General features: G+C 36.1%; 12 protein-coding genes and 6 pseudogenes. 4 read left to right on the top strand and 14 right to left on the bottom strand.

The features are described from left to right. Positions 1-48 precede the first annotated feature (48 nt). The 4 genes and pseudogenes from IHO40_RS01400 to IHO40_RS01385 form a co-directional block, all read right to left on the bottom strand. A pseudogene (locus tag IHO40_RS01400) lies at positions 49-859 on the bottom strand (Rpn family recombination-promoting nuclease/putative transposase); the annotation flags it as partial. Positions 860-1,125: 266 nt separating this feature from the next. Next, a pseudogene (locus IHO40_RS05750) lies at positions 1,126-1,215 on the bottom strand (group II intron maturase-specific domain-containing protein); the annotation flags it as partial. A 524-nt stretch (positions 1,216-1,739) separates the two neighbouring features. Beyond that, positions 1,740-1,982, bottom strand: coding sequence for a reverse transcriptase domain-containing protein (locus IHO40_RS01390; RefSeq protein WP_368666750.1), 243 nt, complete (start codon positions 1,980-1,982; stop codon positions 1,740-1,742). 821 nt (positions 1,983-2,803) lie between these two features. Further along, entirely contained in the window at positions 2,804-3,052 is a 249-nt protein-coding gene (locus IHO40_RS01385; RefSeq protein WP_225536422.1) for a hypothetical protein, read from the bottom strand. Here IHO40_RS01385 and IHO40_RS01380 point away from each other — a divergent pair. Both IHO40_RS01380 and IHO40_RS01375 read left to right on the top strand, forming a co-directional pair. Further along, a pseudogene (locus tag IHO40_RS01380) lies at positions 2,970-3,221 on the top strand (transposase); the annotation flags it as partial. The gene IHO40_RS01385 and the pseudogene IHO40_RS01380 sit on opposite strands and share 83 nt — an antisense overlap. Before the next feature lie 34 nt (positions 3,222-3,255). Continuing rightward, positions 3,256-3,587: pseudogene (locus IHO40_RS01375) on the top strand (transposase); the annotation flags it as partial. Positions 3,588-3,626: 39 nt separating this feature from the next. Here IHO40_RS01375 and IHO40_RS01370 read toward each other — a convergent pair. From IHO40_RS01370 to IHO40_RS01360, 3 genes and pseudogenes are all read right to left on the bottom strand, one after another. Then, positions 3,627-4,142, bottom strand: a complete 516-nt coding sequence (locus tag IHO40_RS01370; protein ID WP_225536406.1) for a gamma carbonic anhydrase family protein — start codon at positions 4,140-4,142, stop codon at positions 3,627-3,629. Between the two features lie 116 nt (positions 4,143-4,258). Further along, positions 4,259-5,599, bottom strand: coding sequence for a 2-C-methyl-D-erythritol 2,4-cyclodiphosphate synthase (gene ispF, locus IHO40_RS01365; protein ID WP_225536420.1), 1,341 nt, complete (start codon positions 5,597-5,599; stop codon positions 4,259-4,261). A gap of 45 nt (positions 5,600-5,644) precedes the next feature. Next, positions 5,645-6,098 (bottom strand): annotated as a pseudogene (locus IHO40_RS01360) (transposase); the annotation flags it as partial. A gap of 223 nt (positions 6,099-6,321) precedes the next feature. Between IHO40_RS01360 and IHO40_RS01355 the strand changes: the two are divergent. After that, positions 6,322-6,468 carry a hypothetical protein gene (locus IHO40_RS01355; RefSeq protein WP_225536405.1) on the top strand — a complete coding sequence of 49 codons (147 nt, stop codon included), beginning with the start codon at positions 6,322-6,324 and terminating at the stop codon, positions 6,466-6,468. A gap of 486 nt (positions 6,469-6,954) precedes the next feature. Here the strand turns inward: IHO40_RS01355 and IHO40_RS01350 are convergent, their stop codons facing one another. The 4 genes from IHO40_RS01350 to IHO40_RS01335 form a co-directional block, all read right to left on the bottom strand. Next, a complete protein-coding gene (locus IHO40_RS01350) occupies positions 6,955-7,107 on the bottom strand; it encodes a hypothetical protein (RefSeq protein ID WP_225536404.1) in 153 nt (50 codons plus the stop codon). Between the two features lie 103 nt (positions 7,108-7,210). Further along, positions 7,211-7,369 carry a hypothetical protein gene (locus IHO40_RS01345; RefSeq protein ID WP_225536403.1) on the bottom strand — a complete coding sequence of 53 codons (159 nt, stop codon included), beginning with the start codon at positions 7,367-7,369 and terminating at the stop codon, positions 7,211-7,213. Positions 7,370-7,991: 622 nt separating this feature from the next. Then, positions 7,992-8,156, bottom strand: a complete 165-nt coding sequence (locus IHO40_RS01340; RefSeq protein ID WP_225536402.1) for a hypothetical protein — start codon at positions 8,154-8,156, stop codon at positions 7,992-7,994. A 226-nt stretch (positions 8,157-8,382) separates the two neighbouring features. Beyond that, positions 8,383-8,661 carry a hypothetical protein gene (locus tag IHO40_RS01335; RefSeq protein WP_225536401.1) on the bottom strand — a complete coding sequence of 93 codons (279 nt, stop codon included), beginning with the start codon at positions 8,659-8,661 and terminating at the stop codon, positions 8,383-8,385. 217 nt (positions 8,662-8,878) lie between these two features. On the opposite strand from IHO40_RS01335, the gene IHO40_RS01330 reads away from it, so the two are divergent. Next, positions 8,879-10,225: a phosphomannomutase/phosphoglucomutase gene (locus IHO40_RS01330; RefSeq protein WP_225536400.1), complete on the top strand. Its 1,347-nt coding sequence runs from the start codon at positions 8,879-8,881 to the stop codon at positions 10,223-10,225. Between the two features lie 32 nt (positions 10,226-10,257). Here the strand turns inward: IHO40_RS01330 and IHO40_RS01325 are convergent, their stop codons facing one another. The 3 genes and pseudogenes from IHO40_RS01325 to IHO40_RS06240 all read right to left on the bottom strand — a co-directional run bounded on the left by IHO40_RS01325 (position 10,258) and on the right by IHO40_RS06240 (position 13,993). After that, positions 10,258-12,000 (bottom strand): type I secretion system permease/ATPase, encoded by a 1,743-nt coding sequence (locus IHO40_RS01325; protein ID WP_225536399.1) that lies wholly within the window; start codon positions 11,998-12,000, stop codon positions 10,258-10,260. Between the two features lie 174 nt (positions 12,001-12,174). Then, on the bottom strand, positions 12,175-13,182 hold the full coding sequence (tsaD, locus tag IHO40_RS01320) for a tRNA (adenosine(37)-N6)-threonylcarbamoyltransferase complex transferase subunit TsaD (RefSeq protein WP_225536398.1): 1,008 nt from the start codon (positions 13,180-13,182) through the stop codon (positions 12,175-12,177). Between the two features lie 71 nt (positions 13,183-13,253). Next, positions 13,254-13,993 (bottom strand): annotated as a pseudogene (locus tag IHO40_RS06240) (WD_0702 family putative metalloprotease). Positions 13,994-14,160: the final 167 nt, after the last annotated feature.

Below are 14,160 nucleotides of genomic sequence, written 5' to 3'. Positions count from 1 at the left end.
CTCGGCTTGACATAGTTTATTTAACACTCCCTAAAAGCATACATTACGCTATTTAACTTCATTCTGCAACTCTTTGATTTCACTAAGGAAAAGACCAGTAAATTTTACAATAGTGTCAACATCAACGTTATTAGCCAACATTGCTTTTGCAACTTCAATTTTTCCTTCTTCATCCACCTTCTTTCCTACCTTCCTCCTTACCAATTTTGATGCCTTTTTCAGTGGCATCATCAAGTTTTTGAGTAGGGACAGCCTGCTAATCGTGAATACGCTTTATTTCTTGTTCATAAGGTATAAATTCCTTCTATGACCAGTTGAACCTATTTAACTCTTCATATGCTTTTTTGATTATTATATCACCTCCTGTTATTCTTTCCAATTCCCTTTTGCTGGTTTCTTCTGCATATTTGAAGAAGTAGACCCATTTTTCGACTATACTTTTCAATTGATCTTACTTCGTTTTTGGAAATTTTGGTAATTCAGTAAAGATAAAATAAAAATCTTTCAGATCGTGTTCATTAGTATCCTCGTCTCGAATAGTATACCTTGATTTATATTCAAACTTATCTGGAAACAGGATACAATCTGCTACGGCAATAAAGATAATCTCTTTGAGGTCTTCATATTGATCACCTTTATCAGCCTATCTTGAATACGCCTTATCAGCATAATATTGAGCACGTTTTTCGAAGCTCTTAGTTTTAGCGACCTGGTTAGGCGAGGAAGTAGTATTACTACCACTCCCTCCCTTAGAAACGCAGCATGTAGGTTTCACCACACTACACTTGAGCCCCTTATCTAAGTTCTTCTTTTCTCGAATCGGCTTGTCCTTTATGATTCCTTGGAATACAACATTCTTATGTGGTGACACCAACAGCAAAGAACCTTCTCTATAAAAAAGAGCTTGCTAACATTTTTGTTCGTTTCACTCTTTTATCAAAATACTTTTTCCATTTTTAAGTCAAGTGGATTTGCATTCGCCCTGATTTTAGTATGTTGTCTAATAGAAATATCGCTTAGTTTGAGTAAGCTCATAGACCTTATTTCTTTTGACCTGTCCTTGCATACAGATGTAGCGAAAACCCATTGGCAATGATCCATTACTTTAAAGTAACGATTCTTTATTCAACGTAATCCTTTACTGGGATGTCTCTTCTTTGCCCATTTCCATAAACTATACCAAATTTCATTGTAGATCTTGCTGAATGCTCTTTTGGCACACCCATAATGGTAATAGTTTCCCCATCCTCTTAATAAAGGATTGAGTGATTTGGTTACTACAGCTTACGAACTGCCTATATTTGCTTTTATTAATATATAAGTTTTTTTAAATTTCTTAATATTTTTCTTTGCAGGCGTAATAGTTAATTTTTTATCATATCCACGTATATTACAGCCAAGAAAGTCAGACCCTTTTGTAATAAATGTAATCTTTGTCTTCTCTTCTGACAGAGCTAGACCTCTCTCATAAAGGAGGAAAGATGATACTAATGGCTTGACCTCATTTTCTAGTACTCCACGTGTGTTTCCCGAGATAATAAAGTCATCCGCATATCTGAAAAATTACTCCATTTCCGATTTTATTTCTTTCTTGCTACCTAGTTTACCAAAGTGACTTTCTAATAACTTTTCAATACCATCCAAGGTAAAATTAGCTAGTACTGGAGAAATTATACCGCCTCGCGGGATACTGCAGTTGTGGGATATAAGGTTTCTGATTCTAGGAATCCAGCCTTTAACTAGCTACGAAGAACTCTCTTCTCCATAGGAATATGCTTAATAAACCATTCATGGTTAATGTTATCAAAACACCCTTTGATATCACCTTCGAGTATCCATTGTGGTCGATTGCGCCTTGCTAGTAATAAGTGACGAGCAGCAATAGCGCCTGCGCAGGATCTTTTAGGTCTAAAGCCGTAGGAGTGACGGTCGCCGATTGTTTCAGCTACCGGTTCCAATGCAAGCAGATATAACACTTGTATGGCTCTATCTTTTATCGCGGGGATTCCAAGAGGTCTTTTTTTGCCGTTAGACTTACTAATGCAAATTCGTTTTAGCAGAGAAGGTTTATATCCTCTTTGTTTTAACTGTTCTATTCCCTGAAATTTGGCATTGCAAGTTGACCATAGTTGACAATCTACATCTGCTGCGTTTTTCCCTTGTTTTCAGTTACTCTTTATAACAGCTAAAGCTTTGCTGCTAAAGGAGTGTGTGAGAAGATGCTGTAAAGCCTTTACCTTAACCCCATCTTTCTTGTTAAACAGCTTTAACAATAAGTATTCGTAGACTCGCAACAACTTCTTAGCATTTATTCTATGATAATTGGTTCTATGTTTCAGAGCTGTTGATAGGTGCACTTACAGTTTTACTTGTAATCATCTGCTTTCCTATCTTAAGTGGTTGACAAAGCTTCTTGTCACGAGGGACCGAATGGAAGTCTGCTCGTTTTCATGCGAATTAATGTTGCAAATTCTATCCATTTTGTTACAAAATGGCATTCGCTTTCTCCATTATATATCCATTAGCATTCCTTGCAGTTTGCTTGCCATTTAGGCAGAAATATAGGCTTATCCTGTTCCTCCAGTTATACAATAGTGGGTTAGGTGGCTTCTCTATACCGGTGGAATTATTATTTGCGTACATCCAGAAATGAGAAATGTAACTCATCACATTGCCTTTTGGTCAGAACTTATCAGCATCTTTAGCTCTTTAATCGTTACGATACTTATTAAGCTTCACTTACGTTCACCATGCCACTTAGCCTAGCCCTCCAACTACGTGATGCTTGCAGTTTATACTTCTCTTACGATTGAGCATCTTCCTTATCAAGAGGAGGTTCAATTGTCTGCATCGCTTGGGGCATCAACCGGTTGCCCGACTTGCACTGATACGTAGACTCAGATGGCAAAACATCTGGTTTAATAAGTCTTAGAATCCTCTCAGTTTCTTTCTGAATGAATTCCTCTCCTTTTTTTGAACAGTTTTTGACTCTAATTTTGAAGCCTGGCCAAACTGTAATTCTTGATAATGCTGCTTTCCATAAAGCTAACAAAATCAATAACCTCGCTGAGGAAGTAGGTGCTGAAAATCTTTATCTTCCTCCTTATTCGCTAGATTTTAATAAAATTGAGTATCAATGATTTGCCATAAAAAATAGAGTTAAGAAAAGTATCCCTATTTTTAGCTCCTTTCGTCAAGTCGTAGATTTTGTGTTTTTTTGATTATTCCTGACTATCATAAAAAGGGCTACACTCACTTGAATTGGAGAAAAAATGGGGAGAAAAATATCCATTGGCTGTGAAATCTTGGCAGAATAACTGAGAAATTTTATCTGGTTATTTCGAATATTCTGGCCCGGTTAGTAGACTAATTTATACTAATAATCCTATTGAGGGTCCACATCGGCGAATCAGAAAATTTACCAAAACCAAGGGCTTATTTACCAGCACAAATACCTTGTACAAATAGGTATATTGTTCTATAAAGAGGGCAGAGGAAAGTGGACTATGCCTGTATATGCTTGGGTATTGACTATGTCTCAACTCGGCATTTTCTTCCCTGACAGACTGAAAATTGAGTTAAACTAAAAATGCGGTTTGATACGGTTTATTTAACACTCCCTGCTTTTAGTTTTTATACTCCCTCATCAACATAACATAATTTTGTGCTGATTGTGTAATATGATTAATTTCTTTACTTGACATTTTTTTGAAAAATTTTGCTCGCCTGCCAGCCCATATTTCTCCACTTTTTATCACTTTTCCATGCGTTACTAGCAAGCCTGCAGCTACCATAGCTTCAGATTCCACAATTGCATGGTTCATTACGGTAGAGCCCATGCCAATAAATGCTTTGTCATGCACTGTGCATGTGTGCAGCATACAAAAATGCCCAACCGTTACCATACTGGCAATAATTGTGTCACCACCTGGGTTTCTATTCACGTGAATTACTGTACCATCTTGAATGTTTGTTTCGTCACCTATTTTGATTGATCCAACATCTCCTCTGATTATACAATTAAACCAAATGCTCGTATTTCTTCCCACTTCAACCTTACCTATGACGTGCGAACCACTCGCGATGAAGGCGCTCTCGTCTATTTTTGGTTCATAACCTTTGTATTTTAGAATGTGGTACATATTGAGTCTATAATTCTATGCTTTATATAACTTAAGTAAGATTTTTTCACTAAACAATAAATATTTTTTTGGGTCGGAGCATTTGAGTATACATCTCATTTCACTTTATGATGGTGTCATCCCAGCACGCAACGCTTGTATAGTAATACAGAGGTATGTGCTGCTATTCCTTCATTTCTGCCAATAGAACCTAACTTTTCTGCAGTGGTTGCTTTGATATTTACAAATTCGCTATCAATCTCCAATGTCTTTGATATAGATTTCTTCATTTCTGCTTTATAAGGCGATATTTTAGGCTCCTCACAAACTATAGTAATATCTAAATTAGATACACGGTATCCTTTTTCTTTTACTTTTGTAGTAGCAAAGCTGAGAAAGTAAGACGAATCACAATCTTTCCACTCAGCGGAACTAGGGGGGAAATGCTCTCCTATATCGCCACATCCCAGTGCTCCCAGTATTGCGTCGACAACTGCATGTATTACAACATCACCATCGGAATGCGCTTCTATTGCCATGTTGTGCTCAACTTCTATACCGCAAATTTTTATAAAGTTTTCAGCCTTACTTTGAACCTTAACGAACTTGTGTATGTCATAACCAGTGCCAACACGATATTTTTGTTCTTCAAGAAGAAGCTTTGCCATATTAATATCCTCTTTCGTGGTTAACTTAAAATTGCTTTTCTCACCTTTAATAATCGCAACATGTTTTTTGTGTTCTACCATTAGCGATGAATCATCAGTGAATTCTTTGGTTGATTGGTGGCATAACAATAATTCTTTGAAATTGAAAATTTGAGGAGTTTGTATAGCTCTGAGTTTTTCTCTTGAAATCGTGGACTCGATAAAATTATCATTTTTCAATGACATGGTATCTTCGACTTCTATTGCTGGCACTACTCCTGCATGTTGACCATCAACCATAGACTGAGCTAAGTTATCTATCAGAGCATTTGATACGAAGGGCCTACAAGCATCGTGTATAACAACAAAATCTGGGTTAATTTTTTGCAAGCTTTCAAGTCCCAACTTAACTGAACTTTGCCTACTCTTTCCTCCGTATATTGGACTTAGTAATTTAGTATCTACACCTTCTGTCATCCAAGTAGCTTGGCTACTTGGATCCATGTTTTCTTTTCTTATCGATTCCTGCCTTACGTACTGGAAGAGATTCTCCGCTGATTTTTCATTTAAATGACAGTTACATAAGAAGTCTATTACTTCTTTATAAAAACGTTCATAGAAATCTTTATAATCTTTATTAATTACTACTCTTACATAATCTATGTATTGGTTAGTCAAAAGTTTTTTGGTTGTATGAAATAAAGCAGGTTTACCTGCCAGTTTTATATACTGCTTAGGAATCGAGTCACTGCATCTACTTCCTACTCCTGCCGCAACTATTAACGCTGCTATTTTGTATTTCTTAGATCTATTAGTATGCATGTTTATCATTTTCAGCCTAAGTGTATAATAGCAGGTTATTTCAAGTTTCAAAAAGATTGACGGAGTTTTAAAGGCAACATCTGCTGCAGATATTTTATGGTCATAAATTTCCTCTACATGTGATGCTATATCTCTGTATCCCGTGCCACTGGCATATGTACTTAAGACCTTTGCTTCAAGTTCAGGATATAGGCTCTTCTGCTTTTTTTTTAACTATTTGGGGTTTAAAAGCTTCTCTTCTTATCTCTTGGCGTTAACAGCTCAAGTGATCCTGCACTTGTATGTAAGGTCTTTCCATTTCTCCCATTATTTTCTTCGCCTTCGGCAGATAAGTGATTTTCTATTTCACTCTCCAGACTTGCTTCCAGCAACTTTTTTATCAATGGTGTTAATGCATCATTCCTTCCGGTCAAAACGGTCCGACTTCCATTATTGATGACAGTATATTTGCTTCCAGTTCTTTATAATCTGCCAATTCGGTTGTTCTGTTTTCTATTTTTTGATTCATGTCAAACTCCATTATTTATTTCTATTATATTTTTACTTCTCGGTTTGACATACTTTTTTAAACGTTCCCATTTCAGAGTTTATCTACTTTCAAATTTATCCTTTTTTGCTTTAGCAGTTATCACAATTTCTCAATTATTTTGAATTTTTTTGGTTCAGTTTTTGACCATTCCTTCCTTAACTTAATGGCAGTGACGCTGAGATATTCCCAACTGGCAGAGGTTATGTCACTAGATCAAGCTTTATGCCGTGATTTTTCTGGATCCTCAGCAGGAGTTAGGCTTAGATCTGATGATTCCGTACTTGCCTTAGTAGGTTTTAACGGGTCTGTTAGCTTTTCCGGCTTATCTTCTGGAATTGGAACATGCTGATCCATGATGCTTTGTGGTCGAATTTCTACTTCTACAACTTCAGCAGAAGTTGGGATTGGATCTGATAACTATGTTTTGACATATTTGCCTTCTTTATCATATAAATCACGAAAATCATCCTTTTTTACGTAAGTTTGGACTTCCATTTCTCTAGTTTCTTTTTGATCTGTTGAAGACGACACATCAAGCCCTACATTTTTAGTAGCTTTTTGCTTTAGTTACTTGTTTTCTTCTTGTAATTGCTTTAAATTTTTCTTTAGCTCGTCAGTCTATCTTACTTTTGTGTTTTTATTGTTCAGATATAGTTTGCTTATCTCTAGTCAAATTCTTATTTTCTTGTATTAACCCACTAATTTTTTTATTAGAGCTTTTATCCACAGCTTGTGTACCCTGGTCTCGTGTTTCATGCACTTTAGCTTCAACTTCTTTTTGCTCTGATGTGCTCTGTAATTGCTTTAAATCCTCTTTGGTAAAATACAACTCTCTTTATACATGCGTTAAAATGTCTTCTTGCTCACTACGCTGACATTCTAGGCTATCTATTTCCACTTGAAACTTTTCTTCTAATGCCTCTTTTTCTTTCATTATCTGCTGTATCTTATCATCTTTCTGCTTAATTTCTTCCTCTAAATTCTTCACTTTCTTATCTTTTTTCTTGTTTAACTACTCTATTTCAGCTGCAAGAGACTTTCCATCAGATTGTTGAATTTTCTCTCTAAAGCCTCTTTTTTTTCCCTGTAATTCATTCAATTCCTTGGATAATTTGACTCACCTTTTTAGTCAATATCTCGTTTTCCTTTTTTGCTTCCATCAACTGTTTTTCTAATTGCTTTTCTTTACCGTCTTCTAGATCTTCTGATTTTTTCCTCAGATTGTTTTCCAGCTCTGCATTCTCTCTCACTTAATGTACCTAGCTTAGATTTATTTTTCTCTAATTTCCTTTGTAGCTCTTAGTTGATTTTGTCTGTCGGTTGGACTTTGCTTTCTTTATCTTTTAACTAAGATTTTAAATCTGCTATTTCGCTACCTTTATCTTTCAATTCTTGCTCTAATTCACCTATTCTCTGTTTTAACTGTCCAACTTCTCTGTCCTGTTCAGAAAGCCTCTTTTAATTTGCTTCCTCATTATTTGCCAATTTAGTTTCGAGCTCTTTAACTTTATCCTCAAAAGCTTGCTTTTTCTCGGTTAATTTCCCTTCCCTTCCATCACCTTCTTATACTATTTTTTTATTACGATCTTTTAACTCTGCACTTTTTTCCCTAAGGTGAGCATTTTCTTTCTCTAACTCTTTTACTCTATTCTCTAATTCCTTTACTTTCTAATTCATTTTCTTCCTGTCTGCGCTCTTCTTTACCACCAACCGTATCACTTTCAAATATTTCATCTTCACCACCAAACTCACTAGCACTAGAAGAAGAACCTCTATGTGGAGAAGGTGTGCTAGGAGAAGAATATCCACTGCTACATATAAGCGATTGTAGTGACTCAGGTTGGATCCGTATAAATGTTTCATCCTCCTGTATTAGCTGATTGCCATATTCTTGGCCATATCAAAAAAGCTTTCAAAGAGATTTTCCATTGATAAAAACTTCTTTATTTTGCTAACTAACTTTAATATTTTACTTCCCTCTTCCTCTGATAATGAGTTTATGAACTTTAAGCCACAAAATTTTGAATCGCTAGTCATTCTTTATATACCATTGGAACCCGCTTCTATAGTCATGCTACAACTTATACTATTACCTTCAGAATCCTTAGCCTACCAGTTAATTATCATCTCACATGAACCGGAGCATCAAGGTTATAGTGTCTCTCATTATCTTTTTTCCTGCGTGCAGTTATTTTACTGTTTTCTCCGAGGGATATGTGATAACCCTTACCCTCACTGCTAGCTTTTAAGATATCACTGATTTTTATTGGTTCTTCTTTATTTTCAAATCTAATGTTGAAGTCATTATCTTTTTTGAATACGCTAAGAAACTTTGATTTGGCAGAGATGATTCAAATTCTTCATACGTTGATTCTATTGATTGCTCGAATTCTTGGAACTCCTTTTCCCATTTCAAATTTATCTGCTCTGTGATGTTCTTATCTTTGTGTGAAGGACCATTAAGGTACCAGATTGATTTTTCTTTTTCTAGTTTCTCTATAGCTTCCTGAAAATTTTTGCCGTTTTTAATAGCCTCCGGCACATTACTTCTTACTGTTTCACCTGTACCTAAACTTTGACTCTAAACTATAAGTACATCTTCGTTTTCCCCTAGCATTACTTTGTCTCATTTATTAAATAGTATAATAAGAACATTAAAATTTTTAAGTTAAAAATTAATCAACAGAAGCGTAAATTAAATTGAGCATTTGTGGATTCTCTCTGTATACTAAAAGGTTATTTACTATTTAATAGATAATATGGATAATGCTATCATAAGAAAATATGATATTAGAGGTATAGTAGGCAAAGACCTGCAGATCAGTGATGGATATGAGATAGGCAGAAAATTTGGCCAAACTGTAGCTAATGCTTGTGTAGGCTATGACAGCAGAATGGATTCGCCGAGTATAGAAAAAGAATTGATAAGGGGCTTAACTCTATCTGGGGCAAGTGTTACACGCGTTGGACTATGCTCTTCACCTATGCTCTATGCTGCAACACAAATCATGCAGGCTGATCTTGGCATTATGATCACCGCTTCACATAACCCCAGCAAGTACAATGGCTTTAAATTTTTCAGCAGTAAAAAAGTTTACTCAGATCAAGAAATAAAGGAAGTTATAAGCAGTCTGATTAAGAACAGTACAAAAATTGGCAGCTCAATTAACATAAATATATATAGTGAGTATATTTGCATATTAAAAGGTGCGCTCAAGAACAACTCTACACAAAAGCTAAAAATAGCCTGGGATTTTGGCAATAGCCCAGCAAGTGGAATTACGAGGTATATTGAAAAGATCTTGCCAGATCATGTACATATCGTAACCAATAACTCTATAGATGGAACATTTCCACTGCACGACCCAGATCCCATAGAGGAGAAAAATCTCCTTCAATTGATTGATGTTGTAAGAGAAAATAAATGTGATCTTGGTATTGCACTTGATGGTGATGGCGACAGGGTACGCTTAATTGATAATAAAGGCAATGTTGTTTCCAATGACCATTTATTTATGATTTTTGCACGTGAAGTATTGGAAGAATATCCAGGAAGCAAAGTTATTGCTAATATAAAAATGAGCATGAAAGTACACGACTTTGTCAGCGGATTAGGAGGAAGAGTAATTGCATGTGCTACTGGACATTCACTAGTTAAGAAAAAGATGGTAGAGGAAGAGGCAAAATTTGCAGGTGAACTGAGTGGGCATTTTTTCTTCTCTGAGCTAGGTTTTGATGACGGGTTATATTCTGCTATTAAAGCTATTGACGTTTTACTTAAGAAAAATCAAAGTCTATCTGAGATGGTTGAGGATTTACCAAAATTATATATCACTCATGAAGTGAAGGTTGTAGTTAGAGACGAGAAAAAATCTCAAATAATTGAATCAATAAAGAAAACGCTAAAGAAACAAAATATTGCATTCTCAGAGCTTGATGGTATTAAAGTAACCAACAAAGATAATAAAGGTTGGTGGCTCCTTAGAGTGTCAAATACACAAGATTGCATTACAGCGAGATGCGAAGGAGATACTCTGGAAGATTTTGAACTGACTAAAAAGGTCTTGTTTTATTACATTGATAGTATCCGCTCAATGGAGTGGTAAAATTAGGTGGATAAGGTAGTGTAAAAAAACAGCTAACCACTTACTGAAGAACATTCACCTTCTGCAGCATTTGGTGATGGAGCAACCAATTTGCTTAAAATCTCATCTCTCGGTCCCATAGCATAAATGACGCCATCTGACATGAGGATTACTTTATCAACCACAGATAATAACGGTAGTTTGTGAGTTATAATAATAGTTGTGGTATTTTGCTTTCTTACAACGTTAATTGCATTAATTAAGCATGCCTCTCCACTACTGTCTAGGTTGGCATTTGGCTCATCAAGCACCAAAAGCTTTGTGTTTCCATAAAAAGCTCTTGCAAGGCCAAGCAATTGTTTCTGCCCACCAGAAAGTGTTACTCCAAAACTCCCTATCGTTGTATCATATCCATTTGGTAAGCTCAGTATTAATTCATGTATTCCTGCAATTTTTGCTGCTTTGATTATTTCTTCAGGATTTGGGTCTGACCTCATGCGAGCAATATTGGCTTTGACACTGGTATTAAATAACTCAATATCCTGAGGTAAGTAACCAACATAATTACCAAAATTTTCTCGATTCCAAGTGTATACATCAGCGCCATCTAGCCTGACTACACCAGATATGGGTTTCCATACACCAACGGTTAACTTTGCAATGGTTGATTTACCAGAAGCGCTTGCACCAATAACGCCCACTACATCTCCTGGCTCTATAACAAATGATATCCCTTTTATTGTTGGTTTGTTGCTCCCATAAGGAGTAAAAAATACTCTGTCAAATTCCAGTCTTCCTTTAGGTTCTGGTAGAGCCATAATTTGTTCTCTTTTTGGTGATATGAGTATAAGTCTTTGCAGTCTGCCATACGACATTCTGGCCTGATTTAGAAATTTCCAAGTATGAACTGCTGCATCAAATGGAGCCAATACTCTACCCATTAAAATTGAGGCAGCGATGATGCTACCGGCAGTTTTATGGGCTGTAATTGCAAGTAATGCACCTGTTCCAATTACCGATATTTGCAGAGTCGAGCGCAGAAACTTAGTGATTCCAGTAATTACGTTAGAGCGATTTTGTGCTTTAATTTGCATTGCACGGTTCTGGTCATTTCGTTTGCACCAATCAGAAACTATAAATTCTGACATACCCATAGCTTCAACCACTTCTGCATTTCTTGTTGCAACATCTATAGTATTGATATTCCATATAGTTTCTTCGTTAATTTCTTGCAATATGCGTTTAGTGGCAAGTTCATTCCATATTGCCATAGAAACTAACATAAAGATTCCGGAAATAGCTATAAACCCCGTATAGGTATGTATCATGAATATCACAATAAGGTAAATTAATGACCATGGGGTATCAAATAGTGAGAATATTCCATTTCCTGTAATAAAGTTTTTTATCACTCCAAGATCTCGTATTGCTTCACCACTGGAAGTTGAGCTCTGCACTGATGTTAGCCTAATTGATCTTACTATCAGATCTGGTGTTGCAGTTTTGTCAATCCAGTCACCAATCTTTGCCATGGCTAAATATCGACAGGTTTCGAGCATTGCAGAACACGCAAACGCGGATAAAGTGATGATTGTCAGCATAACTAGCGTCGATACGCTTTCACTCGATATCACCCGATCAAGCACCTGAGAGGTGTAAAGTGGCAGAAATAACATTAACAAGTTGATTCCTGAACTAAACCAGAAAATGAACCAAAATGCACTTTTGCACTTCTCTAAGCAGGTGTATAGCGTACTTTGCTTCAATTCCTTTTTTATCGATGGCGTGATTTCCATAATCTTTCTTTTAACTTGATTACATGCACCATATACAACTTTTATTGCAAAAATATTAACAGCAGCTACTGACTTTAAGTTGATATAGTAAAATATTAATATATATAAATAGAAAATATAAACAATGGCAAAAGAAATAGCTTTCTTTACTACCTAATTCAGAATGGAGAGTCCTTAACAACTTTCCAATTCCCACTTCGGCCTTGGTGCAAAATTTAGTGAATCCATATAACTCTTCTGTAATTTTTCGATGCCTGTCCACCCAACCATTACTGCATTGTCTGTACATAGGTTGCTTGGAGGAAAGAACACGTTCAAGTTTATGTGTTTCTTTAATTTTTCCCTCAGGAAATTATTTGCTGCAACCCCGCCAGTAATTACAAAATCATTGATTTTGATATTTAAGGATGCAGCCATAATAACCGCATTTTTGACTCTATCGAGTAATATATCGCTAATACACTCTTGAAATGAAGCGCATACATTACACACATCTTGCTCGCTCATTTCAAGTTCTTGCACTAAGTTTTTTACTGCTGTTTTGACTCCAGAAAACGAAAGATCACATCCAGGACGTTTTTTCATCGTTCTTGGAAGTTTAAATCTTGTGCCATTACCTTTTTCAGCTAATTTTTCAATTAGTGGGCCTCCAGGATAGCTTAAACCCAGCATCTTAGCAACTTTATCAAACGCTTCACCCAACGAATCGTCTAGTGTTTCTCCAAGTTTGATGTATTTACCCACATCCTGTGCGATTAAAAATTGGCAATGACCGCCTGATATCAATAAGACTAAAAACGGAAATTTGACTTCATATAGTAACCTAATAACCAGTGCATGTGCTTCCAAATGATTAACTGCAATGAATGGTTTTTGTGCTGCATGTGCAATCGCTTTGGCCATCATTGTGCCAACTATTAATCCACCTATGAGCCCTGGTCCTGATGTTGCTGCAATCGCATCCAGATCACGAAAATTAAGGTTAGATTTTTCTATAGCGCTTTTTATTAGATCACTTAAACGCTCCATATGAGCACGTGAAGCTATTTCGGGGATCACCCCACCGCGTTTTTTGTGTTCTGTTTGAGAAAGAATCTCATGGGCAAGGACTTGCTTATCACTATCTACAACTGCTGCAGCAGTTTCATCGCAGCTTGTTTCAACAGCTAAGATAGTTTTCACGTATGTTCGAGTGCTTTAATTATAAAAACTATACTTTAAAATGCCGTGAAAGTTAACTATATTCTGCTAAGTTAATCATCATCCCCAAAGATAGAGCTAATTTTTTTGCCTCCAGGAGAAAATTTACCAGTCCAGCTACTTTGCACTTTGGTCACGTCTTGAATGGCAGTTTTGTTGCTGTATTTCTTTATTTCCTTATCTATTCTGTCCATTATTTGTGGGTCTAGGCAGTTCTTTTTCCATTGGTCAGTAGCAAGAAATACCCTGTTTAAATTTTGAGTGCGAATTAAGTACTCTTTATCTTTAGGATAAATCTCCTGAGCCCAATCAAATAGCTCAAGATAGCGTGCAAATAATTCCGACGCGCGTGATTTTGCAGTCTAATAAGCTTGTATCTCCTTAAATATAACTTGACCGATAATTCTCTGTATAAGAATCTTTGCTTGCTTTAGGTTCTGCTCAATATCCTGATAGACTTTATGGAGAAATTCCTGCTCTAAGCTTAAGTTCAGCTCATTTTCAACCATATGTGAAAGTTCATATACTGTAATGTACGGATTTGACCTTCTCAGCACAATAATGTACCTATTTACACTGGAGGGTTGAATTATCTTACATGCTCCTTCTTCCGTATCCGTCAACCCCTCTCGATATATTTCAAATGAGATCCTATTTCGCTTTATTAGTTATAAAGTAAGGTTTAATGTGTTCTTAAACTTTTCAAATTGGTAGAGATACTCTATATACCGTGTGGTATTTTCACTATTCCCCACTTTTTAGTAGCTTGCCTTATTAAGTTACTAATTAGCATATTTTGTTACTACAGCGATATTTCTGCTTTATACTCGGAAATTGATCCGTTACAAAGTGTTTTTAGGGATCTTCATTGTATATATAGCCAATACCAAATCATGCATATACGAGCATAAGTCTACAAGAAGGATATCACGCGAGCAGCTAACGCAGAAACAAAAAAAA

The organism is Wolbachia endosymbiont of Mansonella ozzardi, from assembly GCF_020278625.1.
Lineage (GTDB): Bacteria > Pseudomonadota > Alphaproteobacteria > Rickettsiales > Anaplasmataceae > Wolbachia.
The sequence above is the reverse complement of the archived record's forward strand: the minus strand, read 5'-3'. Positions and strand labels throughout refer to the sequence as shown.

Coding starts and splice junctions, on each gene's coding strand:
- IHO40_RS01370 (WP_225536406.1), bottom strand. CDS start 4,142: ATGTACCACATTCTAAAATACAAAGGTTATGAACCAAAAATAGACGAG.
- ispF (WP_225536420.1), bottom strand. CDS start 5,599: ATGATAAACATGCATACTAATAGATCTAAGAAATACAAAATAGCAGCG.
- IHO40_RS01355 (WP_225536405.1), top strand. CDS start 6,322: ATGTCACTAGATCAAGCTTTATGCCGTGATTTTTCTGGATCCTCAGCA.
- IHO40_RS01340 (WP_225536402.1), bottom strand. CDS start 8,156: ATGACTAGCGATTCAAAATTTTGTGGCTTAAAGTTCATAAACTCATTA.
- IHO40_RS01330 (WP_225536400.1), top strand. CDS start 8,879: ATGGATAATGCTATCATAAGAAAATATGATATTAGAGGTATAGTAGGC.
- IHO40_RS01325 (WP_225536399.1), bottom strand. CDS start 12,000: ATGGAAATCACGCCATCGATAAAAAAGGAATTGAAGCAAAGTACGCTA.